Origin of the sequence: Brevundimonas diminuta, from assembly GCF_039673845.1 — a bacterium.
GTDB lineage: Bacteria > Pseudomonadota > Alphaproteobacteria > Caulobacterales > Caulobacteraceae > Brevundimonas > Brevundimonas diminuta_E.
In genome coordinates this window covers 138,682-161,315 of record NZ_JBDJMK010000011.1, presented here as the reverse complement: position 1 = coordinate 161,315, position 22,634 = coordinate 138,682, and the positions used below count along the sequence as shown (strand labels likewise).

Below are 22,634 nucleotides of genomic sequence, written 5' to 3'. Positions count from 1 at the left end.
CCGACGACAGGGGAGGGCCGGACGTGAAGGGTTTCATCTACCGGTTCCTCCGCGACGAAGGCGGCGCCACGGCCATTGAATACGGCCTGATCTGCGCCCTGATCTTTCTGGCCATCATTCTGGCCGTGACCGCGTTCGCCGCAGAGTCGAGCGCCATGTACAACTACATCTCGACCACCATCAGCGCGGCGATCGACGGGGCCTGACCTCAGCCCTCTTCGCCGGTCTGTTCGCGGACGCCCAGAGCGTCGGCGAGACGGGTCTTGGCCGAGCCGCGCTTGGCGGGCTTCTGCTGGCTGTCGTGCGGCGCCCATCCGGCCAGGTGCACCATTTCAAAGGTGGCGGGGATGCGTCCGTCCGCCTCGGCGTGGCGTTCGGCGTAAAGCTGGGCCGCGCGGGCCAGCACGGCGCGGTTGAGCGGCCGGATGGGCCCGGCCAGCACGTTCGTCTCGCCCATCGCCCGCAGGTCGCGCATCAGGGCGAAAGGGTCGCCATAGCGCACCGTCACCCGGTCCACATCCGTCACCGGCAGGGCGAACCCGGCCCGTTGCAGCAGGGCCGCGCCGTCGAAGCCGTCGGCGAAGGGCGAAACGCGCGCCTGCGCTCCGCCATTCACTTCCAGCTCCGCCTCGGTCAGCACGCCGCGCAGCTCTTTCAGCGTCGCGGCCCCGAACAGGCTGGCGACGAACAGGCCGTCGGGCTTCAGCGCGCGGCGGATCTGGCTCAGCGCGCCGGGCAGGTCGTTGGCCCAGTGCAGGCCCAGCAGGTTGACGATCAGATCGGCCGATCCGTCCTCCAGCCCCAGCGGTCCGGCGCCAGGCGCGGCGCGCTCGGCCGCCGAGCCGACGGCGCGGACCTGGGCCACCCGTTCGCGCGCCGGGCTGTCGGCCAGGGCGCGGGCGAAGACGCCGGGGTGCGGCGACAGGTCGACGGGCGTCTGAAACTCGCGCAGGATCACCTCTAGACTGTTCACTGCATTGTCTGCGGCGCGCAGGTGCAGGAAGTCGGCGTCAGGGAAACGTCGCTCGGCGCGGTTCAGGCGCGCGGCGCGGCGGGCGGCGTCGAAGATGATCGGGGGACCGGAGGAGGAAGAGGGGGCGCTCATGTCGGTTCAGGATGGGGGCTGGCGAGGTCGAATAAAAGGCGTGACTTCGCCTTTAGCATCCGGCGCGCGCGATGCGGGCCGGGGCCTGCTGGATATTCTGTTGCCGCCCGTCGCTCACGACAGCCGCGAGGCGTCGGCCTCGGCGGGCCTGTCGCCCGACGCCTGGAGCCGGGTGGCCTTTCTGGAGGCGCCGGTCTGCGACGGCTGCGGCGCGGCGTTCGAATATGACGGCGGCGACTTCGCGGCGGACCGGTGCGCGGCCTGCACGGCCAGCCCTTACGCCTTCGAGCGGGCGCGGGCGGCCTGCGTCTATGACGAGGCGTCGCGCGGGATCATCCTGAAATTCAAGCACGGCGACCAGCAGCAGTTCGCCCCCCTGTTCGCCCGGTGGATCAGCCGTTCGGCCGCGGCCCTGATCGAAGGGGCTGACGCCGTGGTCCCCGTGCCCCTGCACCGCGGCCGCCTGTTGTCGCGCCGTTTCAATCAGGCCGCCGAGATCGCCCGGCCGTTGGCCCGCGCGGCGCGTCTCGACTATCTGCCCGACGCCCTGATCCGGCCCCTGCCGACCGCCAGTCAGGGCGGAAAATCCGCGCGCGGGCGACGGCTGAACGTCAAAACGGCCTTCGCCGTGACCGAGGCGGGGCGGCGGCGGATCAAGGGGCGGCGCCTGCTGCTGATCGACGATGTGCTGACCACGGGCGCCACCGCCGAGGCCTGCGCGCGCGTCCTGATGGAGGCCGGAGCGCGCGCCGTGGACCTGGCCGTCATCGCGAGGGTGAAAAATGCGCGCGAACCGCTTAAATGAAGCGGAACCTTCCCATTCGCCTTCAGGAGTCTCCCTTGGCCGAAGTCGTCATCTACACCAAGCCCGGCTGCCCCTACTGCATTCGCGCCCTGGCCCTGCTGGACCGCAAGGGCGCGACCTATACGGATATCGTCGCCTCCAACGACCCGGTGAAGAAGGCCGAGATGGTCGAGCGCTCGGGCGGCGCGGCCACCTTCCCGCAGATCTTCATCGACGGAAAGCACGTCGGCGGTTCGGACGACATCCATGCTCTGGATCGCAGGGGCGAGCTTGACGCCCTGCTGGCGGCCTGAGTGTCGGACGCCCTTCCCATCGCCCTGATCCAGACGCGGACGCCGGCGACGGCGGCCGCAGGGCTGGCCCATGCCGAGCCCCTGATCCGTCAGGCGGCAGCCGAGGGGGCGCGTTTCATCCTGACCCCGGAAGGGACCAATTTTCTGGAACAGCGGCGCGGCCTTCGGGACGAGGCGCTGTGGGATGAGGGCGCCGATCCGGCGGTCGTGGGCCTGCGGGCGCTGGCCGCAGAACTGGGCGTCTGGCTGCTGATCGGTTCGGCCATTGTGCGCGCGGATCAGGATGCGGACGGCCGCGCCGCCAACCGCGCCCTGCTCATCGACCCGACCGGGGCGATCACGGCCCGCTATGACAAGCTGCATGTCTTCGACGTCGACCTGCCGAACGGCGAGACCTATCGCGAGAGCGCCTCGGTGCGGCCGGGCGACGGAGCGGTGGTCGCCGATACGCCATGGGGCGGGTTGGGCCTGACCATCTGCTATGACGTGCGCTTCCCCCATCTGCACCGCGCTCTGGCGCAGGCCGGGGCGGTGATGATCGCCGGTCCCGCCGCCTTCACCCGCCCGACGGGCGAGGCGCACTGGGAGACGCTGCTGCGCGCCCGCGCCATCGAAACGGGGGCCTTCGTCCTGGCGCCCGCACAGGGTGGAACCCATGAGGATGGCCGCCAGACCTGGGGCCGCTCTCTGGTCATCGGGCCGTGGGGCGAGATCATCGCCAAGGCCGATCATGACGAGCCCTGCGTCCTGCACGCCAGTCTGGACCTGAGCGCGGTCGACAAGGCGCGCGCCTCGGTCCCGTCGCTGCGGAACGGGCGGCCGTTCGACCCGCCGCAATGATCCGCTACGCCCTGTCCTGCGATCTGGACCACGGCTTTGAGGCGTGGTTCGGCTCATCCTCCGACTATGACGATCAGGCGGCGCGCGGTCTGGTCGAATGCCCATTCTGCGGCTCGAAGACGGTCAGGAAACAGGTGATGGCCCCGGCCGTCTCGGGCACGAAGAAGGCCACGCCCTTGCCCGACGCCATGAAGCAGGTGCAGTCGATGATGATGCAGGCGGCGCAGCAGGTGCGCGATCACGTCGAGCAGAACTTCGACTATGTCGGCGACGCCTTCGCCCGCGAGGCCCGCGACATCCACGAAGGCCGCAGCGAAAAGCGCGAAATCTACGGCGAGGCCACGGCCGCCGAGGTGAAGAAGCTGAAGGACGACGGCGTGCCCTGCGCCCCCCTGCCCAGCCTGCCGCCCGATCCCAAGAAGGCGAACTGACCGCAGATGGGGCAGGGGGAGCGTTACAAGGAATTCGCCCCGCCTGACGCCTTGCGGCCCTTCGTGCGTCTGCTGTGGACCTACGCCGCGCCGCGCCCCAGCGGCGGGGTGCAGCGCATCGCGCCGGACGGCTGTCCCGAGCTGGTGGTCGATCTGGCCGCCCCCTATGAAGAACAGGACGTCGACGGTGTTTTCCGTCTTCAGCCGCCGGTGATCTTCGCTGGTCAGATGACTCGGCCGATGGCCATCCGCCCGGTCGGTCCGGTCGAGATCGTCGCCGCCAAGTTCGAGCCGGACGGCGCGCGGGAATTTCTCGGCCGCCCGCTGATCGAGGCGACGGATCGGCGGCTGGACCTCGTGGCCCGGCTGGACGGCTTCACGGCGCCGCCCGGCGATCCGGCGGGGCAGGCCGCCGCCCTGGGCGCTTGGCTGCAGGATCAGCGCCGGGCGGGCGACTGGCGCATCGACCCCGCCGTCCGCGCCCAGGTCGCCGCCGCCGAGGGCGATCTTGAGGGGCCGCTCCTGAACTCGGCCGAACGCCGCGCCCTGCAGCGCCGGTTCCGCGACCGCGTCGGCGTGGCGTCGCGCACCCTGCGCTCGGTCTTCCGCTTCCGCCGCATCTTCGATCACGCGATGGGCCAGGACGCCGACGCCGCGTCCTGGCTGGAGGCGGGTCTGGCCGCAGGTTATTTCGACCAGCCGCAGATGGCGCGCGATTTCCGCCGTTTCCTGGGCTGCACCGCCACCGCCTGGGCGCGCGAACAGGCGGAACTGGCGCGACAGCTGGCGTCGCATTCCTACAAGCCCGCGCCGTGAGTGCGGCGTAACCTTCCTTCCGTCCTTGAGGAGGGAAGAACCCATGTCCGTTTCCAGCCTGCTGGCCGCCGCCCTGTTGCAGACCGCCGCGCCCGTGTCGCCTGCGGCCGACCTGTCATGGTTGGCGGGCTACTGGCTGGACTGTTCCGGCGGGCGCGAGGCGTCCGAGACCTGGAGCGACCCGCGCGCGGGACTGATCGTCGGCCACTCGGTGACTGTGCGCAATGGCCGCAGCGGCTTCGAGAGCGCGCGCATCGCCCCTCGGAAAGATGGCGGTCTGGCCTATTTCGCCCAGCCCGATGGCGCGCCCGCAACACCCTTCCGCCTGATCGACAGCGGCCCGCAGCGGGCGGTTTTCGCCAATCCGGGCAACGACTTTCCGCACCGCATCATCTATGAGCGCACGGGGGAAATACTGACCGCCCGGATCGAAGGGGCGGACGATGACGAGAACCGGAGCGTGCAATGGCGATTCAACAGGGCGGAGCTGAACGCCCGCTGTCCGAACTGAGCTGGCGGGCCATGACGCCGGGCGACCTCGATGGCGTGGTGGCGGTGGCCCATGTGTCCTTTCCCGATCATCCCGAAGAGCGCGCCTGTTTCGCCAACCGTCTGGACCTCTATCCGCAGGGATGTTTCGTCCTGGCGGCGCAGGACGGAACGATCATGGGCTATCTGGTCGCCTATCCCTGGAAGCTGAATGCGGCCCCGGCGCTGAATGTGCTGATCGACGCCATCCCGGCTGAGGCCGAGGTGGTCTATCTGCACGACCTAGCCCTGCACCCCGACACGCGCGGCGGCGGCTTCACCCGGCCGGTGGTCGAGCGCGTGGCGCAGGAGGCGAAGGACGCAGGCTGGCCGGCCGTGGCGCTGGTGGCGGTCAACGACGCATCAAGCTTCTGGGCGCGCAACGGTTTCGAGATTCAGAACCCGCCGGGCATGGCCGAGAAGCTGGCCAGCTATGGCGACGACGCCCGCTATATGGTCAGGCCGCTGTAAGCGTCTTCAGCACGAAGTCGAGGCGCTCGGACACGGGCGCTTTGGGCAGTTCGATCAGCTCATAGCCGAAGCGCGGATAGACGGCGGCCATGGCGTCGAAGGTGCGGCGGGCCTCGTCCAGATCCTGTTTGCGCTCGGCGTCCTGGCCGAAGATCTCGGGCCAGACCGGGGCGATGAAGACGCGCCGGTCATAGCGGACATCCTGCGCCGCCCGCTCCATATGGGCCGGGACCGGCAGGCCGCACAGCGTCAGGTATCCGACCACGTCCGGCACGCCGCGATCGAAGAAGACCGGCCCGGCGGCGCTTTCGGCGCGGGCGTGGGCCTCAAGTTCGCGGTCCAGCATCAGTTCGGCGAACAGGGCCCGGTCCTTCCACGGCAGGGCTTCGCCGTCGATCGCCTGCTGGCGGCGGATGATGGCGCGCCCGGCCTCGGGCGAGGTCGCATGGCCTGCCGCCGACAGCGCCTCCAGCAGCGTCGTCTTGCCCGATCCGGGACCGCCGGTCAGGACGATGCGGCGCGGGCCGATCATGCGTCGCGGGTCGCCATCATCATATAGTTGATGCCCACGTCGTCGCCCTCGCTCCAGCGGTCGTTCAGCGGGTCATAGGCCAGACCATAGGGGCCGGTGACGGTCAGAGGCTCGCCGTCCAGCATGGCGCGCAGTTCGTCGGGCTTGAGGAACTGGCGCCAGTCGTGGGTGCCGGCCGGCACCCAGCGCAGCACATATTCCGCCGCGACCTTGCCCAGCAGCAGCCCCTTCAGCGTGCGGTTCAGGGTGGCGACGATCATCAGGCCGCCCGGCTTGATCAGCTTCGAGCAGGCGCGGATGAAGGCCTCCGGATCGGCGACGTGTTCGATGACCTCCATCGTCAGCACGACATCGAACGGCCCGGCGCCCGCTTCGACCATCTGCTCCACCGTGGCGGCGCGATAGGCGATGTCCAGCCCGACCTGATCGGCGTGGGCGCGGGCGGTGCCGATGTTCTCGGACGAGGCGTCGATGGCGGTGACGTCAAAGCCCATGCGCCGCATTGGCTCGGCGATCAGGCCGCCGCCGCAGCCGATGTCGATCAGGCTAAGGCCGCTGAAGGGCGCACGCGCGCGCACATCGCGGTCGAAGTGTTCCGCCGCCCGGTCGCGCACGAATTTCAGCCGCGCGGGATTGAAGCGGTGCAGGGGGGCGAAGGGGCCTTTCGGATCCCACCATTCAGCCGCCTGGGCCGAAAAGCGCGCCACATCGGCCGGGTCGATGCTGGGCCCTTCGGCACGATCGGTAGCAAAGGGTGAAAAACCCTCTTCGCTTTGGGGTTTGCGCGGATCAAGGCTGTCGTTAGAAGCGGGCATGGGCAGAGGCATGGACCGCCTTCGCCCGCCATGCAAGCAGGGGGATCAGGCGCAGGGATGACGCGGGCCGATACGAACCGGTTGGTGATGAAGTTCGGCGGCACGTCCATGGCCGACCTGGAACGCATCCGTCGTGCGGCGCGCATCGTCGCCGCCGAGGCTTCCAGAGGCAAGGGCGTGGCCGTGGTCGTTTCGGCCATGGCGGGCAAGACCAATGAACTAGTGGCCTGGACCGACGGCGCGGGCGCCCCGGCGCCGGGCCTGTACGGCGACGGCCCCCTGACGGACGACGAATATGACGTGGTGGTCGCCTCGGGCGAACAGGTCACGTCGGGCCTTCTGGCCCTGACCCTGCGCAACATGGGCTTCAAGGCGCGCAGCTGGATGGGCTGGCAGATCCCGATCCTGACCGACGACGCCCACGGCCGCGCCCGCATCGAAAGCGTCGAAGGCGAGGCTCTGGGCGCTGCACTGGACGCTGGCGAGATCGCCATCGTGCCGGGTTTTCAGGGCGTGACGCGCGGCGGGCGGATCACCACCCTGGGCCGGGGCGGCTCGGACACCTCGGCCGTGGCGGTGGCGGCGGCGCTGGGCGCGCCGTGCGACATCTACACCGACGTGGACGGCGTCTATACGACCGACCCGCGCATCCAGAGCCGCGCCCGGCGTCTGGAAAAGGTGTCCTACGAAGAAATGCTGGAGATGGCGTCGCTGGGCGCCAAGGTGCTGCAGACCCGCTCGGTCGAACTGGCCATGCACAAGCGCGTGCCGGTGCGCGTCCTGTCCAGCTTTATCGAGCCGGATGAAAACGGAATTCTGCCGCAACACGCCGGCACCCTGATTTGCGACGAGGATGAGATCGTGGAAAAGCGCATCGTTTCCGGCGTGACCATGAGCCGGGACGAAGCCCGGATCACGCTGCTTGGCCTGTCGGACCGGACGGATGCTCCGGCCGACGTCTTCACCCGCCTGGCCGAGGCCGAGGTCAATGTCGACATGATCGTGCAGAGCCAGGCCCGCACTGAAGGCGCGGTCAACCTGACCTTCACGACCGGCCGCCGCGACGCGCGCCGCGCCGCCGATCTGATGAGCGCGGCCAAGGCCGATATCGGCTTTGAGGAAATCCGCGTCGACGACGATGTGGCCAAGGTCTCGGTGATCGGCGTGGGCATGAGAAGCCACGCGGGCGTGGCCCAGACCATGTTCCGCGCCCTGGCCGACAAGGGCGTGAAGTTCCAGGCCATCTCGACCTCGGAAATCAAGATCAGCGTGCTGATCGATTCGGACTACGCCGAACTGGCGGTTCGGGCGCTGCACGCGGCCTACGGTCTGGACGCGGAAGACTAGGATATCGGAAGCGCCGCCCTATCTGGAAACGAAAGCCAGAGGGCGGCAAGGCGGGAGCAGGCATGGTCAAGGGCGTGGCAGTGACGGCGAGGGGGCCCCGCCTTCTGCTGCGCCAGATCCGCGAGGCTCTGGCCGGGGCCGACGGCGCCGTTCCCGCTCAGGACCGGCTGAACATGGTGGTGCGGATCATCGCCCGCTCCATGGTGGCCGAGGTCTGCTCCATCTATCTGCGGCGGGCTTCGGGCGAGCTTGAACTGTTCGCCACCGAGGGTCTGAATCCCGAGGCCGTCCACAACACCCGCCTGCGCCCCGGCGAGGGTCTGGTCGGCGAGGTGGCCCGCACGGCCGAGCCGATCAGCCTGTCGGACGCCCAGTCGCACCCCAGCTTCTCCTATCGGCCGGAAACGGGCGAAGACCCCTATCACGCCTTCCTCGGCGCGCCCCTGCTGCGCGGCGGCCGGGCCATCGGCGTTCTGGTCGTCCAGAATCGCGCCGCCCGTCGCTATGACGAGGAAGAGATCGAGGACATCCAGACCATCGCCATGGTTCTGGCCGAGACGGTGGCCTCGGGCGAGCTGCTGGCGCTGGAGGAACTGCGCGACGTCGAGGTGGCGCCCCACCGGCCCGAGCGGCTGAAGGGGCAGAAGTTCGCCGAGGGGTTGTCGTTCGGTCGGGCTGTGCTGCACGAGGCGCCGATCGCGCCCGAACACCTGCTGGCCGACGATCCGGCGGCGGAAGAGGTCCGGCTAAAGGAGGCGCTGGAGCGGCTGCGCACCAGCATCGACGCCCTGCTGGAAGGCAGTCAGGGCAAGCTGGGCGGCACCCCCTATGAGGTGCTTGAAACCTATCGGATGTTCGCCGACGACCGGGGCTGGAACCGGTCGCTGGAAGAGGCGGTGCGTTCGGGCCTGACCGCCGAAGCCGCCGTGGATCGCGTCCGCAGCGAGCATCGCGCCCGTTTCGCCAACGCCCGCGACCCCTATATCCGCGAGCGGCTGCACGACTTCGAGGATCTGGCCAACCGCCTGCTGCGGCTGATGGCGGGCGATCAGCCCGGTCAACGCGACCTGCCTGACGACGCCATACTGGTGGCCAAGAATCTGGGTCCGGCGGACCTGCTGGAATATCCGCGCGACAAGCTGCGCGGCCTGCTGCTGGAAGAAGGCTCGGCCGCCGCCCACGCGGCCATCGTCGCCCGCGCCCTGCAGATTCCGTGCGTCGGCCGCCTGCAGGGCCTGCGCGATCGCCTGACCGAGGGCGATCAGGTCATCGTCGACGGCGAGACGGGCGAGGCCTATCTGCGGCCCCGCGCCGATATGCTGGCGGCGGTCGAGAGCCGCATGGCCGTGCGCGAACAGCGCCGGGCCGAATTCGACCAGTTGCGCGACATTCCCGCCGTCACGAAAGACGGCAAGCGGATCATGCTGCTGACCAATGCTGGGCTGGCGGTGGATCTGGAAAACATGAGCGCGACCGGCGCCGAGGGCATCGGCCTGTTCCGCACCGAGTTCCAGTTCATGGTCTCGGACGAACTGCCGCGACTGGATTCACAGACGGCGCTCTACAAGCTGGTGCTGGATGCGGCGGCCGACCGGCCCGTCACCTTCCGCACCCTGGATATCGGCGGCGACAAGGTGCTGCCCTATCTGGACAATGAGCGTGAAGAGAACCCGGCGCTGGGCCGCCGCGCCATCCGCATGGGGCTGGATCGTCCGGCCCTGCTGCGGATGCAGATCCGCGCCCTGCTGACCGCCGCCGCCGGGCGAGAGCTGCGCGTCATGTTCCCGATGATCGCTACGGTGGACGAGTTCCGCGCCGCGCGTGAACTGGTCGATGTCGAATGCGACTGGGCGCGGCGTCGGGGTCGTCCGCTGCCGTCCCTGCTGCGGGTCGGCGCCATGATCGAATGCCCCAGCCTGCTGTGGCATCTGGATGCGCTGCTGCCGCTGACCGACTTCGTTTCGATCGGCACCAATGACCTGATGCAGTATATGTTCGCCGCCGACCGGACCAATCCGCGGGTGTCCGAACGCTATGACGCCCTGTCGCCGCCCTTCCTGCGCGCCCTGGCCGAGATCCAGCAGAAATGCGCCGACAGCGCCACGCCGGTGTCGGTGTGCGGCGAACTGGCTGGGCGTCCTCTGGAGGCCTTCGCCCTGATCACGCTGGGCTATAATCGCCTGTCGGTGCCGGCGGGCGGGGTGGGGCCGGTCAAGCGGATGGTGCTGTCGGCCGACCTGAACGCGGCGCGGCGCGGCATGAACGTCCTGCTGGGTTCCTCCGCCGGGTCGGTGCGGGGCGAGATCGAGTCGCTGGCGCGCAAGCTGAACGTCGTCGTCTGAGCGAGCGGGACCGCTTTCGCGCGTTGCCCGGGCTGCGCGCCTCGTTTAAGCGGGGGTGACGGGCGCATCGACGCCCTTTTGCGTGACGGAATCCCGGCCTTATGGACAAGGATCGGCAAGCCGCCTTCGACTTCGACGCCGAGGCGACGCCGGATCAGACGCTGCAGACGCCCGCCCCGGCGCAACTGGAAGAGCCCGCGGACGGCTCTCTGGGCGGCGAACTGCGCGCGGCGCGGCTGGCGTCGGGCCTGTCCATGGCCGAACTGTCGACCAAGACCCGGGTGCATCCGCGCTTTCTGACCGCGCTGGAGCAGGGCGACTACGCGGTCCTGCCGTCGCGCATCTTTTCGATCGGCTATGTGCGCGCCTATGCCGCCGCCCTGGGTCTGGACGAACTGAGCGCGGTCGAACGGTTCAAGCAGGAATACCCCGACGCCGCCGTGCCGCTGCAGCCGCCGACGGGCGTCTCCCTGCAACAGGTGCGCCAGAACTCGCCCAAGATTCTGGGCGTCATCGGCGTCTTTCTGGCCGTGGTGGTCGGCTGGAACGTCTTCCAGCACCTGAACCGTATCGAGCAGCCCCATCCCTCGGACCTCGTCGCCCTGCCGGAAGACTGGGCCGGGCAGGCGGACCGCCAGCGCGAGCAGGCCATCTATCTGGGGGCGCCCATGGCCGCGCCGCCGGATCAGACGACGCCCGCCATGTACATCACGCCGGGGCTGGAGGCCGAACTGACCGGCATTGATCCGGATGACCCCAATGCGCCGGTGCAGGCCGCGCCGCCGGTTCAGGCCGCCTTCAACCCGCGGGGGGCGATCTACGGGGCCTCGGCCACGGCGTCGCAGGTCGTCCTGCAGGCGCGCAAGCCTGCCATTCTGGTGATCCGTCAGGGCGACGGCCGCATCGTCTTCGCGCGCCAGCTGGCGGCGGGCGAGGCCTGGCGCGCGCCGCCGGACCTGTCGGCCACCATCGACACGCCGGATCCGGCGGCCTTCGATATCTATCTGAACGGCGAACATGGCGGCGTCCTGTCCGCGCCCCAGTCGCCGCTGGGAACGCTGAACAACCGCGCCCGCGCCGCCGAGCGTGAGTCCGAAGCCCGCGCCGCCGCCGCACAGGCCGCCCGCGTCAGGGCCGCCCAGAGCGCGGCGCAGGCCGCTGCGGCCGCCGCCCCGCCTGCGGCTGCGCCCGGCCCGCAGCCCTATCAGCCCGCCCCTGCCGCGACTCCGGCGGCGCCTGCGGCCTGATTTCCGCTGTCAGGGCGCGATCTTTTGCCGCCTGTCGTGGTTTTGCCGCTCTTCTTGGCCTATGTTCGACCTGTCATGAGCGATAGTTCTGCCCTCGGCCACATCCGTCCCTGGCGCCATATCGAGCGCCGCCCCAGCCGCCAGATCATGGTGGGCAAGGTCGCTGTCGGCGGCGGCGCCCCGATCAGCGTCCAGTCGATGACCAATACGCCGACGTCCGACGCGGCGGCGACGCTGGAGCAGATCCGTCAGCTGGAGGAGGCCGGGGCCGACATCGTCCGCGTCTCCTGCCCTGATGAAGACTCGACGGCGGCCTTCCGCACCATTGCGCGCGAGGCCCGCGTGCCCCTGGTGGCCGACATCCACTTCCATTATCGCCGGGGGATCGAGGCGGCCGAGGCGGGCGCCGCCTGCCTGCGCATCAACCCGGGCAACATCGGCTCGATCGACCGGGTGAAGGAGGTCGTTCAGGCGGCCCGCGACCACGGCTGTTCGATGCGGATCGGCGTCAACGCCGGGTCGCTGGAGAAGGACCTGCTGGAAAAATACGGCGAGCCCTGCCCCGATGCGATGGTTGAAAGCGCGCTGAACCACGCCCGCATCCTTCAGGATCTGGATTTTCACGAGTTCAAGATTTCGGTGAAGGCGTCCGACCCCTTCCTGACGGTCGCCGCCTATCAGCAACTGGCCGAGGCCATCGACTGCCCCCTGCATCTGGGCGTGACCGAGGCGGGCCCCCTGCGCACCGGCACCATCAAGTCGGCCATCGGCATGGGCAATATGCTGTGGTCGGGCATCGGCGACACCATCCGCGTTTCGCTGGCCGCCGACCCGGTCGAGGAAATCAAGGTCGGCTTCGACATCCTGAAATCGCTGGGCCTGCGTCACCGGGGGGTGAACATCATCGCCTGCCCGTCCTGCGCGCGTCAGGGCTTCAACGTCATCGAGACGGTGGGGATTCTGGAAGAGCGGCTGGCCCATATCTCGACGGCCATGTCGCTGTCGATCATCGGCTGCGTGGTCAACGGGCCGGGCGAGGCGCTTTACACCGACGTCGGCTTCACCGGCGGCGGCAAGGGCGCGGGCATGGTCTATCTGAACGGCAAGATCGCGCATAAACAGGCCAATGACGGCATGATCGACGAGATCGTCGCTCAGGTCGAGGAAAAGGCCGCCGAACTGGACGCCGCCCGCGCGGCCGCCGAATAGTCAGACGTCGGAGGGGGACGCCATGATGAAACAGACCCTGCTGGCCGCCCTGTTGCTGGCCGTGGCCGCCTGCGCGCCCTCGCGAGAGGCTGAGGCGCCGCCGACGGAACCGGCCGCGGCCGTGGGCATGGCCAATCCGGCGTCCGTCCATTGTCAGAACGAGGGCGGAAAATCGGAAATCCGCCGCAGCGCCAGCGGCGATGAATACGGCGTCTGCGTCTTTGAAGACGGGCGTCAGTGCGAGGAATGGGCCCTGTTCCGCGACAAGCGATGCGTGGCTCCCACGGCGGCATGATCCCCGCTGAATGAAGACGGCTGAACCATGAAACTCTACATCACCACCCCTTCGCCCTTCGCGCGCAAGGCCCGTATCGTCGCTCGCGAAAAGGGGCTGGCGCTCGAAGAGATCGCCGTCGATCCCTACGGCAACGCGCCGGAATTGCTGTCGACCAATCCAGTGGTGCAGGTGCCGACCCTGATCGCGCAGGACGGCCTGCCGCTGACCGACAGTCCGGTGATCGCCGAATATCTGGATGCGCTGGGCTCGGGCGCGCGCCTGCTTCCGGCGGACGGGGCTGAGCGTCTGCGGGTCAAGCGGCTGGAGACGCTGGCCAATGCGGCGCTGGAGATGGGCGTCAAACTGGTGCTGGAAAAGCGCCGCCCGGAACAGGAACGCTCTCCGTCATGGATCGAGCGCTGGACGCTCAACATGGGCCGCGCCCTTGATGCGCTGGAAGCTGCGGCCCCGGATGCGGACCGGCTGGACATGGGCGTGCTGACGGCCGGGATCGCCGTCACCTGGATCGGCTTCCGCCACCCGGATTACGACTGGAAGACGGGCCGCCCGAACCTTGTCGCCCTGCAGATGAAGCTGGAGCAGCGCCCCAGCTTCATCGACACCTATCCCGTCTAGGCGCAGCAGGTCAGCGGGCGCCTAGAACAGCAGTTGGGCGCCCTGAAACAGGGCCAGCACGATCAGAAGGCCGCCGACGGCGTAGGTCAGCACCTTGCGCGGCGCCTTCTTGACGATCAGCCCCGCGAAGGGGGCGGCGATCAGGCCGCCGACCACCAGACCGGCCACGGCTGCGGCGTGGTTCTGCAGGGCCCCCGCCTCTTTCCAGTGGCCCGAGACCAGCGCCCAGACGAAGGTGGCCGAGATGGCGACCGTCAGAAAGAACTCGGCCGTGTTGACCGTGCCGATGGCCCGGCGCGGCTCCTGGCCTGCGCCGACCATGGAAGAGGTGACGGTGGGGCCCCAGCCGCCGCCGCCGATGGCGTCCAGAAATCCGCCGACCAGACCCAGCGGCCCGGTCACCCATGCGGGCAGGCGGCGCGGCCGGATGTCATGCCCCGCCCGCCACAGGATCCAGACCCCGACCAGCGCCAGATAGGCGACGACGAACGGCTTGATCGTCGACGCCTCCAGCCCGGTCAGCACATAGGCGCCCAGCATCCCGCCGATCACGCCCGCGATGGCCAGCGGCAGCAGCAGCCGCCACTCCACATTCCTGTGCCAGATATGGCTGCCGGCCGAGGCGGCGGTGGTGAAGACCTCGGCGGCGTGGACGCTGGCCGAGGCCGTGGCGGGCGGCACCCCCAGCGCCAGCAGCACCGAAGATGAGATCACCCCATAGGCCATGCCCAGGGCGCCATCGACCGACTGCGCCAATATGCCGACCAGCAGGAACAGGAAGAAGGTGTCCATTCAGTTCCTCAGCCGTCTGTGCATCTTTCTGTCGCCATCAGGCGCAGGTCCGGGGCCGCGTGGCAATGGCCCGGCGCCGCCCTCAGACGGTTTCCAGCCGGGCAATGGCGTCCAGCACGTCGCGCCCGCGATAGGGTTTGATGACCATGGCGGCGGCCAGTTCGGCGTTCTGCGCCGCGGCCGTCACATCGCCGGACAGGAAGATCACCGGCACGCCCCACCGCGCTTTCAGGCTGCGGGCCAGATCGACGCCCGTCGCCTCGCCCGACAGGTTGATGTCCAGCAGGGCAAGATCGATGGCGTGCAGGGCCGTGGCCGCCTCGGCCGCCTCTGCGCTGTGGAAGGGGCCGACGACCCGGTGCCCGGCGGCGTCCAGCGCCTCGGTCAGATCGGCGGCGGCTTCGGCGTCGTCCTCGACCAGCAGCACCGTCATCGGTTCGACCTGATCCTGAGACTGGGCCTCTTCGGGCGGCGGCGCCTGACGCACCAGAACGGCGCGCACGGCGGGCCACAACTCTGCGACCGGGCGCTCGGCGTCGAGGTCGAAAATCTTGGCGAGGGCCTTCAGCTCATTTTCGGCGTCCGGACCCGGCGCGGCGCCGCCCGGCTCCAGCAACCCGTCATAAAGGGCGCACAGGCGCACCACGTCAGCGGCGGGGACGATGCCGCCGGACAGGCCGTTTTTCGCGCCTTCCGGGGGTTTTTCCTGAATCATGCCCTGTCTCCATCTGGTTTCAGCCCGAATAAATCCACGGGGGGAGCTAGGGTTTTTACATCTGTAACGAAACCGGGCTGACGGGCTTGTGACGGCTGTTCACAATCGCTCCATAAGCGCGTGTAGAGGCGTTTTTATCGACACGGCGGCGCGGCGCGGGTAAGGCTCCGCCCTCGATTTTCTCTGCAAGGACACGCCGTTGCGACTGCCCCAGGCCCGGCTCGATCAGGTGCTCGACCGCTTCCATCAGGTGGAGGCGCGTATGGGCGCGGCCACGGACGGCGCCGAAATCGTGCGCCTGTCGAAAGAGCACGCCGAGCTCAAGCCCGTGGCCGACGCGGTTCAGGCGCTGGCCCGCGCCCGCGCCGAGGCCGACGATCTGAAGGCCATGGCCGCCGACCCGGAAATGGCCGCCCTGGCCGCCGATGAACTGGACGCCCTGACCGAGCGCCTGCCGGAGCTTGAGCGCGAGGTCGCCCTGCTGCTGGCCCCGCGCGACGCCGATGAAAACGCCTCGGCCGTGCTGGAAGTGCGCGCGGGCACTGGCGGGGACGAGGCGGCCCTGTTCGCGGGTGACCTGTTCCGCATGTATTCGCGCTACGCATCCACGCGCGGCTGGCGGGTCGAGATCGACAGCGCGACCGAGGGTGACGCGGGCGGCTTCAAGGAAATCATCGCTACCGTCAGCGGCGAGGGCGTCTTCGGCCGCCTGAAGTTCGAGAGCGGCGTCCACCGCGTCCAGCGCGTGCCGACGACCGAGGCGGGCGGCCGCATCCACACCTCGGCGGCCACCGTCGCCGTCCTGCCCGAGGTCGAGGACGTCGAGATCGAGATTCTCGACAAGGACATCCGCATCGACACCTATCGCTCGTCCGGCGCGGGCGGCCAGCACGTTAACAAGACGGACTCGGCGGTGCGCATCACCCACCTGCCCACCGGCATTGTCGCCACCTCGTCGGAAAAGTCGCAGCACGTGAACCGCGACAAGGCGATGAAGAACCTGCGCATCCGCCTGTACGACATGCAGCGTCAGGCCAAGGACGCGGCCCGCTCGGATGCCCGCAAGTCGCAGGTCGGCTCGGGCGACCGGTCAGAGCGCATCCGCACCTATAACTTCCCGCAGGGGCGCGTGACAGACCACCGCATCGGCCTGACCCTGCACAGCCTGCCGCAGATTCTGGAGGGCGATCTGGCCCCCATGCTGGACGCCCTGATCGCCGAGGATCAGGCCGCCCGCCTGGCCGATCTGGAAGCCGAACTGGGCTGAGACGCTAACCCGTCCCGCCGTCATCCTCGGGCTTGACCCGAGGATCCAGCGTTGGGCCAGACACATCAGGCGCTGGTTGTGGCGCCCCCGACCGGCGCGCCTGACGTGCCCGCGTCCGCCCCTGACGCCGCCCGGCTTTAACCTGCCTCCGACTCCCGCTAGGAACGGAGCATGAACATGCTGGAACTCATTCTGTTGGCCATTGTGGCCGTCGCCGCGGGCGGCTTTCTGTGGGCCTATATGGGCTGGCAGAAGACGCGCGGCGCGCTGGACGCCGCCGACGCCCGGCTAGCACTGATGGAGGAAAGCCGGGACACCATGGCGGAGTTCCTCAAGGCGCAGGCCTCGCAATCGGCCGAGGCCGTGGCGACCAAGCTGGTCGCCCGCGCCACCGAGACCTTTCAGGCCCAGGACCGCGTCGCGCGCGAGCGGATGGAGGCCCAGCTCAAGCCGGTGTCCGAGACGCTCGCCAAGTTTCAGCAGCACGTCACGGCGCTGGAAAAGCAGCGGGCCGATGAAACCGGCGGCCTGAAGGAACAGCTCAATCTGCTGATGGCCGCCTCGACCGCGACCCGCGACGAGGCGCGCCGCCTGACCGAGGCGCTGAAGGGCAACACCGGCCGTCGCGGTCGCTGGGGCGAGCAGACCTGCCGCAATGTGCTGGAGGCCGCGGGCATGGCGGGCCGCTTCGACTTCGAGGAACAGAATTCCTCGGCCACCGACGAAGGCCGCCAGCAGCGCCCGGACTTCATCGTCAAACTGCCGGGCGGCGGCATGTTCGTCATCGACGCCAAGGTGTCGCTGGCCTTCGCCGACGAGGCCGACGGCGACGAAGAGGCGCAGGCCCGCGCCATGTCCCTGCGCACCGCCGCCAGCATGAAGACCCACGTCCGCCAGTTGTCGTCCAAGGCCTATCAGGACCAGTTCAAGCCCAGCCCCGACTTCGTCGCCATGTTCGTACCGGGCGACGCCTTCCTGGCGGCCGCGCTGGATCATGAGCCGGACCTGATGACCACGGCCATGGCCTCGCGCGTGGTCATCGTCACGCCCACCACCCTGTTCGCCCTGTGCAAGGCCGTCGCCTACGGCTGGCGCGCCGAGGAACAGGCCCGCAACGCCGAGGACGTCGCCAAGCTGGGCAAGGAGCTCTACAAGCGGCTGTCGGTCATGGGGGGTCACGCCGCCTCGGTCGGCAAGGCCCTGGATGCGGCGGTTTCCCGCTACAACCAGTTCGTCGGCTCGCTGGAAAGCCAGGTCATGGTCTCGGCCCGCCGGTTCGAGGACCTGAAGGTCGACCACGAAGGCAAGGAACTGCCCGAGCTGAACGCTGTCGAACAGTCGCCCCGCGCCCTCAGCCGCCCGGAACTGCTGAACGGGCCAGAATAAGCAGACCTGTGTGAAGGCTGCGGCTGGTGACAAACACGCTTGACGCTGCGCGTCTGGGCTGACAAACAAACTTGTCCGTCTGCCTGTGAGATCGCCATGTCGCTCAAATCATTCAAGCCGTTGGGAATTCGCGGCGCCGTTCTGGTGTTTGCCGGTTCGTTGCTGCTGGGCCTGATCGGAGGCGTCGCCGGGACCCTTCTGTCGGATCAGGCGGGCTTGGCCGGTTTCGTCATGACGGCGGCGGTTCTGGCCGTGGTCATGGGCGGTGCGCTGCTGATCAGCGTGTGGTGGTGGCGCCATATCGATGAGGCCGCGCGCGAAGCCCACAAATGGTCGTGGTTCTGGGGCGGCATCGGCGGCATCGCGATCGGCGCGCCGCTTCTGCTGGTCCTGTCGATGCGCCGGGACGAAATCCAGTTGCCGCACTGGCTCGGCGAGACGCCGCCTGATCTGTTGTTGAGCGGCATGATGGCCATCCTGCTGTTCCAGCTTATCGGATATGGCGTGGCCTGGGCCTGGTGGTGGCTGGCCCGTCGTTGAGGAGGAAACGATGAAAAACCGCCTCAAGGTATTGCGCGCCGAGCGCGACTGGAGCCAGGCGCATCTGGCGCTGGAACTGGGCGTCTCGCGCCAGACGGTGAACGCGCTGGAGACCGGGCGTTACGACCCCTCCCTGCCGCTGGCGTTCAAGATCGCGCGCCTGTTCCAGATGCCGATCGAATCCATCTTCATCGACGAAGAGGGCTGACGGCCCTCCGTCATTTCGCACCGTTCCAGGAGCTTGAAATGATCCATCGCCTTTTGAGCCGCGCCGCCGTCTCCGCCGCCGCCCTCGCCGCCGTTCTGCTGGCGCCGACTACGCCCGCCTTCGCCCAGGCCGCGCCCGCCGCCGCCGATCCGGCCGCCGTGGTCGCCGCGCCCGCCGGGTCCGGCCCGCGCCTGTGGGTGGTGAAGGATGAAGACTCGACCCTCTATCTGTTCGGCACCGTCCATGTGCTGAAGCCGGAAACCCCCTGGGGCCGCGCCAAGGTGGATCAGGCTTTCGCCAGCGCCGATGAATACTGGTTCGAGATCGCCGACCTTAACGACGCCGCGGGCGCCGTGCCGATCATCCAGTCCAAGGGGGTGTCGCCCGACCGCCCCCTGTCCAGCCTGCTGACCACCGAGGAACAGGCTGACCTCGACGCCGCCGCCCGCTCCATCGGCGCCACGGCGGCGCAACTGGACCCGCTGCGCCCGTGGTTTGCGGCCCTGCAACTGGCGATGGCCAGCATCGCCAAGGCCGGCTACCAGCCTCAGAACGGCGGGGATCAGGTGCTGCACGCCCGCGCCGCCGCGACGGGCAAGCCGATCAAGGGCTTTGAGACCATGCCGCAACAGATCGGCTTCATCGCCGACATGTCCGAAGAGGCCCAACTGGCCATGCTGCGTTCGGGCCTGAAGGAGTTCGATCAGGCGCCGGTCGTGCTGGGCCAGATGGTCGGCGCATGGTCGACGGGCGAGGTCGACGTTCTGGACGCCCTGATCGGTCAGGAGATGAAGACGCAGTCGCCTGAAATGTATGAAGTCATGCTGACCCGCCGCAACGCCGACTGGACCGACCAGATCATGAAGATGCTGGAAGGCTCTGGCACGGCCTTCATCTCGGTCGGGGCGGGCCATCTGGCGGGCGCCGACAGCGTTCAGTCCATGCTGGCCGCGCGCGGCGTCACGGTCGAGGAAGTCCGCGACTGACCTTTGGCCTCCTGGCTGAAAAAATCGAAAGGCCCGGTCCGCCGGGCCTTTTCTTTTGCTCCGCGCCCTATATCTTCGCCGCTCGCTTCGGCGATGCGGGTATAGTTCAGAGGTAGAACGTCAGCTTCCCAAGCTGAATGTCGCGAGTTCGATTCTCGCTACCCGCTCCAATCATTTCAACGACTTACTCCCCCTTCGACCCGCTGCGAAAGACGCAGTTGGGAGTTAGTTGGGAGAATCTGTCGCCGTTTCGTTCCGCCTGATGCGGTTCGCGATCTCCATGACGATGCTGTCCCGATCGACGTAAACGGCCAGCAGGCGCTGCACCCGATCCTCTTCCCAGCCGAGGATGTCAGCGATTTCAGCGGCGGTCAGGCCGGCCCTCCGCAGGCGAGTGGCGAAGGTGCCCCGCGCGTCGTGCAGGTGTTTGTCGATCCCGGCGGCGGCCTTGGCATCCACGACCTGATGCTCCAGCCCGTCTAGGCTCCAAGGCTTACCACGCGTGTTCGATAGGACGGTCAGGCATTCGACCGGAGCGGGTCGCTTCTTCTTCGCAGCAGCCTCGGCCAGTTCTGATTGGCGGCGGCGCTGCTGGGACCGGATCTCTTCGAGCAACTCCTTCGTGTCGTCCAGCAGTGGGATGACGGCCGTTTTCTTCCCTCGGCTCTTTTTCGTCGCCTTGACGATGGCGAGGTCTCCGACGTGCGACCAGCATAGCGAGGCCAGGTCTTCGCGGCGCAGGCCGGTCAGGCAGGCCAGGCGGACGATAAAGCCAACCTCTGGCGATTTAGCAGCGGCGGCGTATCGCTCGATCTCCTCAGCCGTCCATATCTGATCGGCTCGATTGCTCGTGTAGAGCTGCTTGATCCCGGCCGCGGCGTTGAGCGCCAGCAGGCCGCGATCCATGCCCCACGACAGCACTCGCGACAGCACCTGTATGGCGTAGTCGGCCTTGCGGGGCCGATCTGCCCACTGATCGCGCCAAGCCAATATCTCGGCCTTCACGCGGCGGTCGTCCAGCGCGTCAAACGGCAGGCCGCCGATGGCGAGGGGGCTGCTGCTGTCGTCCATGATGACGTCCAGCCAGCGCGTCCATTCGCGCTTCGTGGTCGCGCCCAGCCCGTCGAACTCGGGCGACTGCTTGTAGAGGATGGCTAGGGACCGCAGCGTGTCGGTCTTGGGCGCCCGGCGCTCAGCCACTGCCGCGTTGTAGGCGGCCATGAACTCAGGCGAGCCCGGAGACCCCGGCAGTCGAGGGCCGCCCTTCCACGCATACCAGTAGGTCACGCGGGTGCCGTCCGCGCGCTTCTTGGTGATCTGGTTCAGGCCCTTAAGCCGCACCCTGGCCACGCCTTTGCTCCCGCCACGCGTCCAGAGCGGACACAGAAGCGGATTGGTGGGCTGTCGAAGGCTGACCCGTCAAGATCATGACCTCGCCGCCGGGCTTGATGGTGACGCCTGCGATCTCGTGCCCCGCTGCTTTCAGAGCGGCAAGGCTGCGGTCAAGGTCCGTGCGTCGGACTGGCGGAACGCGGCTCATGCCAGCCACCTTCGTTTCGGCGTTGCGACGGTGCGCTTCAGGCGCTCAATCATCGGATCACGCCGGGGGCGGGCGTTCATGGCGCGCTCAATCTCCTTGGTGGTCAGTTCTATGTCTGCCGACTTTCCCCGAGCCTGCTGGCTTGCAAGGCGCAGGGCAGCGGCCAGACGTGACAGGGCAAGGCTGCTTTCTTCGCTGTCGATCACTTCCATCAGCTCGCGCATCAACCCCTTGGCGCGGTTGTCGCGGGTCAGTGAGGTGGGGAAGTCTCGCAGGTCGCCGCTCATTCCGCCCTCCTGGCGCAGATCAGGACGATGGGGGTCATGCTGGCCCTCCGAATGCCGGGGTGATGGCGACGCGCGACAGGCGCCAGCCGCGGCGATAGGCCCGTTGCCAGACCTTCGAGGCGGACATTCCGTCATGCGCATCGTATCGCCATGAGGCGACGAAGTTGTGCATGGCCGACTCGCGGGTGAATGACACGCTGTCGATGGCCGGTGCGCCAGGGCAGCCAAACCCGCGATCCTCGGGGTAGAGGACAGCCCAGCCGAACGATGTTGCCGTCATCCCCCCTCTCCCTGTTTGGCGCGAAGGATGGCGATGACTAGGGCGAGGGCGGGATCCGAGGCCTTCGCCGTTACGGTGCTGGGACCGACCCCGAAGACCACACCTGTGCGGACCTTGAACAGGGTCGCATGCCACCACTCAGCGCACGTCTCAAGGTGGCGCGGTTTACGCTGAGAAAGGGCCATCTCGCGGTCTGGCAAGGCCTGCTCAGCAATCCCAAATGCCGCGTCCACTGACCCGCGTAGCGCGTTCCAGCAGCACTGTTTCCAGTCGGTGTCGTGGGCGTCCTCAAGGCCGAGCGCAGACTGTAGCGCGACAGCCTCGCTCTCCATGATGATGCCGGTCGCGTGTCCAGCCTCCAGCCTAGCGATGAGGGCGGACAGGTCAGCGGTCATGGGTGGTGTCCTTGAGTTGCTCCAGAGCGATGCGTTGCAGGCGGTTGTCTTCTGCCAACTTCTCCAACGCCGTCGCGGTTCGCTCCATGCTCACAGCATTGGCCGCTTTGGTAACGGCCGTGATGCCAATCGACGCGCACAGTAAACAAAGGCATCCGACGATCAGCGCGTCCTTAATTCCTGCAAGCCGACTATTCATCTTCTGCTCCTGGTGCTGGAGGGAGGGGGAGCCAGCCAGAGAACCAACGGTCGGACACGCCCCCAAAGCCGGGGTAGACGTCCCATCCCAGGTCATAGTCATCGGCAGAAAGAGAGCGGTTTCGGATGACAAACGCGCGGCCGTTTAGATGCTCCCAGCGATCATCAGCGCCGGTCATCATGGCGAGGATGTAACGTCCATCCCTCGGAGCCGTCTCTATAGGCCGCCACTCCACCATCTCGCGGATGCAGGCGGCTATCTGGTGCGCCTCTTCTTCGGTCAGGTGGCATTCGCCGTCGAAGTCCTGCCCGATGCGACCTTCAACCAGCCCCACCAGTTCCATAG

The 22,634-nt window shown here is 68.2% G+C and carries 30 protein-coding genes and 1 tRNA gene; 20 read left to right on the top strand and 11 right to left on the bottom strand.

Annotation, left to right across the window (positions count from 1 at the left end):
* Positions 1-23 precede the first annotated feature (23 nt).
* Complete coding sequence (locus ABE454_RS13760) at positions 24-206, top strand: Flp family type IVb pilin (RefSeq protein ID WP_346532518.1); 183 nt, start codon at positions 24-26, stop codon at positions 204-206.
* Positions 207-208: 2 nt separating this feature from the next.
* Here ABE454_RS13760 and ABE454_RS13755 read toward each other — a convergent pair whose 3' ends face one another.
* The gene (locus ABE454_RS13755; protein ID WP_346532517.1) at positions 209-1,105 is read right to left on the bottom strand and encodes a methyltransferase domain-containing protein; all 897 of its coding nucleotides are present in this window, start codon (positions 1,103-1,105) and stop codon (positions 209-211) included.
* On the opposite strand from ABE454_RS13755, the gene ABE454_RS13750 reads away from it, so the two are divergent.
* From ABE454_RS13750 to ABE454_RS13720, 7 genes are read left to right on the top strand one after another with little or no spacing between them, the layout of a single operon-like run.
* Positions 1,104-1,910: a ComF family protein gene (locus ABE454_RS13750; protein ID WP_346532516.1), complete on the top strand. Its 807-nt coding sequence runs from the start codon at positions 1,104-1,106 to the stop codon at positions 1,908-1,910. The two genes, ABE454_RS13755 and ABE454_RS13750, sit on opposite strands and share 2 nt — an antisense overlap.
* Before the next feature lie 35 nt (positions 1,911-1,945).
* Positions 1,946-2,203, top strand: a complete 258-nt coding sequence (gene grxC, locus ABE454_RS13745) for a glutaredoxin 3 (protein ID WP_346532514.1) — start codon at positions 1,946-1,948, stop codon at positions 2,201-2,203.
* Positions 2,204-3,043: a carbon-nitrogen hydrolase family protein gene (locus ABE454_RS13740; RefSeq protein WP_346532512.1), complete on the top strand. Its 840-nt coding sequence runs from the start codon at positions 2,204-2,206 to the stop codon at positions 3,041-3,043.
* Complete coding sequence (locus ABE454_RS13735; protein ID WP_346532510.1) at positions 3,040-3,474, top strand: DUF1178 family protein; 435 nt, start codon at positions 3,040-3,042, stop codon at positions 3,472-3,474. Before ABE454_RS13740 ends, ABE454_RS13735 begins: the two co-directional genes overlap by 4 nt.
* A gap of 6 nt (positions 3,475-3,480) precedes the next feature.
* Positions 3,481-4,290 carry an AraC family transcriptional regulator gene (locus ABE454_RS13730; RefSeq protein WP_346532508.1) on the top strand — a complete coding sequence of 270 codons (810 nt, stop codon included), beginning with the start codon at positions 3,481-3,483 and terminating at the stop codon, positions 4,288-4,290.
* A gap of 43 nt (positions 4,291-4,333) precedes the next feature.
* On the top strand, positions 4,334-4,801 hold the full coding sequence (locus ABE454_RS13725; protein WP_346532506.1) for a DUF6265 family protein: 468 nt from the start codon (positions 4,334-4,336) through the stop codon (positions 4,799-4,801).
* Positions 4,756-5,289, top strand: coding sequence for a GNAT family N-acetyltransferase (locus ABE454_RS13720; protein ID WP_346532504.1), 534 nt, complete (start codon positions 4,756-4,758; stop codon positions 5,287-5,289). Before ABE454_RS13725 ends, ABE454_RS13720 begins: the two co-directional genes overlap by 46 nt.
* Here the strand turns inward: ABE454_RS13720 and ABE454_RS13715 are convergent.
* On the bottom strand, positions 5,276-5,821 hold the full coding sequence (locus tag ABE454_RS13715) for an AAA family ATPase (RefSeq protein WP_346532502.1): 546 nt from the start codon (positions 5,819-5,821) through the stop codon (positions 5,276-5,278). The two genes, ABE454_RS13720 and ABE454_RS13715, sit on opposite strands and share 14 nt — an antisense overlap.
* Positions 5,818-6,636, bottom strand: a complete 819-nt coding sequence (gene ubiG / locus ABE454_RS13710; protein ID WP_346532500.1) for a bifunctional 2-polyprenyl-6-hydroxyphenol methylase/3-demethylubiquinol 3-O-methyltransferase UbiG — start codon at positions 6,634-6,636, stop codon at positions 5,818-5,820. The genes ABE454_RS13715 and ubiG overlap by 4 nt, the downstream gene beginning before the upstream one ends.
* A gap of 57 nt (positions 6,637-6,693) precedes the next feature.
* Between ubiG and ABE454_RS13705 the strand changes: the two genes are divergently transcribed.
* From ABE454_RS13705 to ABE454_RS13680, 6 genes are all read left to right on the top strand, one after another.
* Positions 6,694-7,983 (top strand): aspartate kinase, encoded by a 1,290-nt coding sequence (locus ABE454_RS13705; RefSeq protein ID WP_346532498.1) that lies wholly within the window; start codon positions 6,694-6,696, stop codon positions 7,981-7,983.
* A 62-nt stretch (positions 7,984-8,045) separates the two neighbouring features.
* Positions 8,046-10,325, top strand: a complete 2,280-nt coding sequence (gene ptsP, locus ABE454_RS13700) for a phosphoenolpyruvate--protein phosphotransferase (protein ID WP_346532497.1) — start codon at positions 8,046-8,048, stop codon at positions 10,323-10,325.
* A gap of 101 nt (positions 10,326-10,426) precedes the next feature.
* Entirely contained in the window at positions 10,427-11,572 is a 1,146-nt protein-coding gene (locus tag ABE454_RS13695) for a helix-turn-helix domain-containing protein (RefSeq protein WP_346532496.1), read from the top strand.
* A 75-nt stretch (positions 11,573-11,647) separates the two neighbouring features.
* Positions 11,648-12,781 (top strand): flavodoxin-dependent (E)-4-hydroxy-3-methylbut-2-enyl-diphosphate synthase, encoded by a 1,134-nt coding sequence (gene ispG, locus ABE454_RS13690; protein ID WP_346532494.1) that lies wholly within the window; start codon positions 11,648-11,650, stop codon positions 12,779-12,781.
* Between the two features lie 22 nt (positions 12,782-12,803).
* Positions 12,804-13,076, top strand: coding sequence for a putative hemolysin (locus ABE454_RS13685; protein ID WP_346532492.1), 273 nt, complete (start codon positions 12,804-12,806; stop codon positions 13,074-13,076).
* A 27-nt stretch (positions 13,077-13,103) separates the two neighbouring features.
* Positions 13,104-13,694 (top strand): glutathione S-transferase N-terminal domain-containing protein, encoded by a 591-nt coding sequence (locus tag ABE454_RS13680; protein WP_346532490.1) that lies wholly within the window; start codon positions 13,104-13,106, stop codon positions 13,692-13,694.
* A 21-nt stretch (positions 13,695-13,715) separates the two neighbouring features.
* Here the strand turns inward: ABE454_RS13680 and ABE454_RS13675 are convergent, their stop codons facing one another.
* Together ABE454_RS13675 and ABE454_RS13670 are read right to left on the bottom strand one after the other, a co-directional pair.
* Positions 13,716-14,486: a sulfite exporter TauE/SafE family protein gene (locus tag ABE454_RS13675; protein WP_346532489.1), complete on the bottom strand. Its 771-nt coding sequence runs from the start codon at positions 14,484-14,486 to the stop codon at positions 13,716-13,718.
* Positions 14,487-14,568: 82 nt separating this feature from the next.
* Positions 14,569-15,201 (bottom strand): response regulator, encoded by a 633-nt coding sequence (locus ABE454_RS13670; protein WP_346532487.1) that lies wholly within the window; start codon positions 15,199-15,201, stop codon positions 14,569-14,571.
* Positions 15,202-15,400: 199 nt separating this feature from the next.
* Between ABE454_RS13670 and prfA the strand changes: the two genes are divergently transcribed.
* From prfA to ABE454_RS13640, 6 genes are all read left to right on the top strand, one after another.
* Positions 15,401-16,468 (top strand): peptide chain release factor 1, encoded by a 1,068-nt coding sequence (gene prfA / locus ABE454_RS13665; protein WP_346532486.1) that lies wholly within the window; start codon positions 15,401-15,403, stop codon positions 16,466-16,468.
* A gap of 171 nt (positions 16,469-16,639) precedes the next feature.
* Positions 16,640-17,854, top strand: a complete 1,215-nt coding sequence (locus ABE454_RS13660; RefSeq protein ID WP_346532484.1) for a DNA recombination protein RmuC — start codon at positions 16,640-16,642, stop codon at positions 17,852-17,854.
* A 96-nt stretch (positions 17,855-17,950) separates the two neighbouring features.
* Positions 17,951-18,394: a hypothetical protein gene (locus tag ABE454_RS13655; RefSeq protein WP_346532483.1), complete on the top strand. Its 444-nt coding sequence runs from the start codon at positions 17,951-17,953 to the stop codon at positions 18,392-18,394.
* Between the two features lie 10 nt (positions 18,395-18,404).
* Positions 18,405-18,602 carry a helix-turn-helix transcriptional regulator gene (locus tag ABE454_RS13650; protein WP_346532482.1) on the top strand — a complete coding sequence of 66 codons (198 nt, stop codon included), beginning with the start codon at positions 18,405-18,407 and terminating at the stop codon, positions 18,600-18,602.
* Between the two features lie 38 nt (positions 18,603-18,640).
* Positions 18,641-19,588, top strand: a complete 948-nt coding sequence (locus ABE454_RS13645) for a TraB/GumN family protein (protein WP_346532480.1) — start codon at positions 18,641-18,643, stop codon at positions 19,586-19,588.
* 95 nt (positions 19,589-19,683) lie between these two features.
* Positions 19,684-19,758: transfer RNA gene (locus ABE454_RS13640), tRNA-Gly, on the top strand.
* A gap of 55 nt (positions 19,759-19,813) precedes the next feature.
* Here ABE454_RS13640 and ABE454_RS13635 read toward each other — a convergent pair.
* The 6 genes from ABE454_RS13635 to ABE454_RS13610 form a co-directional block, all read right to left on the bottom strand.
* Positions 19,814-20,809: a tyrosine-type recombinase/integrase gene (locus tag ABE454_RS13635; protein ID WP_346532478.1), complete on the bottom strand. Its 996-nt coding sequence runs from the start codon at positions 20,807-20,809 to the stop codon at positions 19,814-19,816.
* Between the two features lie 315 nt (positions 20,810-21,124).
* On the bottom strand, positions 21,125-21,415 hold the full coding sequence (locus ABE454_RS13630) for a hypothetical protein (protein ID WP_128719339.1): 291 nt from the start codon (positions 21,413-21,415) through the stop codon (positions 21,125-21,127).
* A gap of 34 nt (positions 21,416-21,449) precedes the next feature.
* On the bottom strand, positions 21,450-21,695 hold the full coding sequence (locus ABE454_RS13625) for a hypothetical protein (protein WP_346532475.1): 246 nt from the start codon (positions 21,693-21,695) through the stop codon (positions 21,450-21,452).
* Positions 21,692-22,090 carry a hypothetical protein gene (locus tag ABE454_RS13620; RefSeq protein WP_346532474.1) on the bottom strand — a complete coding sequence of 133 codons (399 nt, stop codon included), beginning with the start codon at positions 22,088-22,090 and terminating at the stop codon, positions 21,692-21,694. Before ABE454_RS13620 ends, ABE454_RS13625 begins: the two co-directional genes overlap by 4 nt.
* Positions 22,080-22,289, bottom strand: coding sequence for a hypothetical protein (locus ABE454_RS13615; RefSeq protein WP_346532472.1), 210 nt, complete (start codon positions 22,287-22,289; stop codon positions 22,080-22,082). Before ABE454_RS13615 ends, ABE454_RS13620 begins: the two co-directional genes overlap by 11 nt.
* Positions 22,282-22,632 carry a hypothetical protein gene (locus ABE454_RS13610; RefSeq protein ID WP_346532471.1) on the bottom strand — a complete coding sequence of 117 codons (351 nt, stop codon included), beginning with the start codon at positions 22,630-22,632 and terminating at the stop codon, positions 22,282-22,284. The genes ABE454_RS13615 and ABE454_RS13610 overlap by 8 nt, the downstream gene beginning before the upstream one ends.
* Positions 22,633-22,634: the final 2 nt, after the last annotated feature.

What these genes read in the sequence shown, in the direction of transcription:
- ABE454_RS13680 (WP_346532490.1), top strand. Translation starts at nt 13,104, where the DNA reads ATGAAACTCTACATCACCACCCCTTCGCCCTTCGCGCGCAAGGCCCGT.
- ABE454_RS13705 (WP_346532498.1), top strand. Translation starts at nt 6,694, where the DNA reads ATGACGCGGGCCGATACGAACCGGTTGGTGATGAAGTTCGGCGGCACG.
- ABE454_RS13715 (WP_346532502.1), bottom strand. Translation starts at nt 5,821, where the DNA reads ATGATCGGCCCGCGCCGCATCGTCCTGACCGGCGGTCCCGGATCGGGC.
- ABE454_RS13610 (WP_346532471.1), bottom strand. Translation starts at nt 22,632, where the DNA reads ATGGAACTGGTGGGGCTGGTTGAAGGTCGCATCGGGCAGGACTTCGAC.
- ABE454_RS13645 (WP_346532480.1), top strand. Translation starts at nt 18,641, where the DNA reads ATGATCCATCGCCTTTTGAGCCGCGCCGCCGTCTCCGCCGCCGCCCTC.
- ABE454_RS13650 (WP_346532482.1), top strand. Translation starts at nt 18,405, where the DNA reads ATGAAAAACCGCCTCAAGGTATTGCGCGCCGAGCGCGACTGGAGCCAG.
- ABE454_RS13725 (WP_346532506.1), top strand. Translation starts at nt 4,334, where the DNA reads ATGTCCGTTTCCAGCCTGCTGGCCGCCGCCCTGTTGCAGACCGCCGCG.
- ABE454_RS13720 (WP_346532504.1), top strand. Translation starts at nt 4,756, where the DNA reads ATGGCGATTCAACAGGGCGGAGCTGAACGCCCGCTGTCCGAACTGAGC.
- ABE454_RS13620 (WP_346532474.1), bottom strand. Translation starts at nt 22,090, where the DNA reads ATGACCGCTGACCTGTCCGCCCTCATCGCTAGGCTGGAGGCTGGACAC.
- ABE454_RS13660 (WP_346532484.1), top strand. Translation starts at nt 16,640, where the DNA reads ATGAACATGCTGGAACTCATTCTGTTGGCCATTGTGGCCGTCGCCGCG.
- ABE454_RS13655 (WP_346532483.1), top strand. Translation starts at nt 17,951, where the DNA reads ATGTCGCTCAAATCATTCAAGCCGTTGGGAATTCGCGGCGCCGTTCTG.
- ABE454_RS13735 (WP_346532510.1), top strand. Translation starts at nt 3,040, where the DNA reads ATGATCCGCTACGCCCTGTCCTGCGATCTGGACCACGGCTTTGAGGCG.
- ABE454_RS13625 (WP_346532475.1), bottom strand. Translation starts at nt 21,695, where the DNA reads ATGACGGCAACATCGTTCGGCTGGGCTGTCCTCTACCCCGAGGATCGC.
- ABE454_RS13685 (WP_346532492.1), top strand. Translation starts at nt 12,804, where the DNA reads ATGATGAAACAGACCCTGCTGGCCGCCCTGTTGCTGGCCGTGGCCGCC.
- ABE454_RS13635 (WP_346532478.1), bottom strand. Translation starts at nt 20,809, where the DNA reads ATGGCCGCCTACAACGCGGCAGTGGCTGAGCGCCGGGCGCCCAAGACC.
- ptsP (WP_346532497.1), top strand. Translation starts at nt 8,046, where the DNA reads ATGGTCAAGGGCGTGGCAGTGACGGCGAGGGGGCCCCGCCTTCTGCTG.
- ABE454_RS13675 (WP_346532489.1), bottom strand. Translation starts at nt 14,486, where the DNA reads ATGGACACCTTCTTCCTGTTCCTGCTGGTCGGCATATTGGCGCAGTCG.
- ABE454_RS13615 (WP_346532472.1), bottom strand. Translation starts at nt 22,289, where the DNA reads ATGAATAGTCGGCTTGCAGGAATTAAGGACGCGCTGATCGTCGGATGC.
- ABE454_RS13750 (WP_346532516.1), top strand. Translation starts at nt 1,104, where the DNA reads ATGTCGGTTCAGGATGGGGGCTGGCGAGGTCGAATAAAAGGCGTGACT.
- ubiG (WP_346532500.1), bottom strand. Translation starts at nt 6,636, where the DNA reads ATGCCCGCTTCTAACGACAGCCTTGATCCGCGCAAACCCCAAAGCGAA.
- ABE454_RS13670 (WP_346532487.1), bottom strand. Translation starts at nt 15,201, where the DNA reads ATGATTCAGGAAAAACCCCCGGAAGGCGCGAAAAACGGCCTGTCCGGC.
- ispG (WP_346532494.1), top strand. Translation starts at nt 11,648, where the DNA reads ATGAGCGATAGTTCTGCCCTCGGCCACATCCGTCCCTGGCGCCATATC.
- ABE454_RS13695 (WP_346532496.1), top strand. Translation starts at nt 10,427, where the DNA reads ATGGACAAGGATCGGCAAGCCGCCTTCGACTTCGACGCCGAGGCGACG.
- ABE454_RS13630 (WP_128719339.1), bottom strand. Translation starts at nt 21,415, where the DNA reads ATGAGCGGCGACCTGCGAGACTTCCCCACCTCACTGACCCGCGACAAC.
- ABE454_RS13730 (WP_346532508.1), top strand. Translation starts at nt 3,481, where the DNA reads ATGGGGCAGGGGGAGCGTTACAAGGAATTCGCCCCGCCTGACGCCTTG.
- ABE454_RS13755 (WP_346532517.1), bottom strand. Translation starts at nt 1,105, where the DNA reads ATGAGCGCCCCCTCTTCCTCCTCCGGTCCCCCGATCATCTTCGACGCC.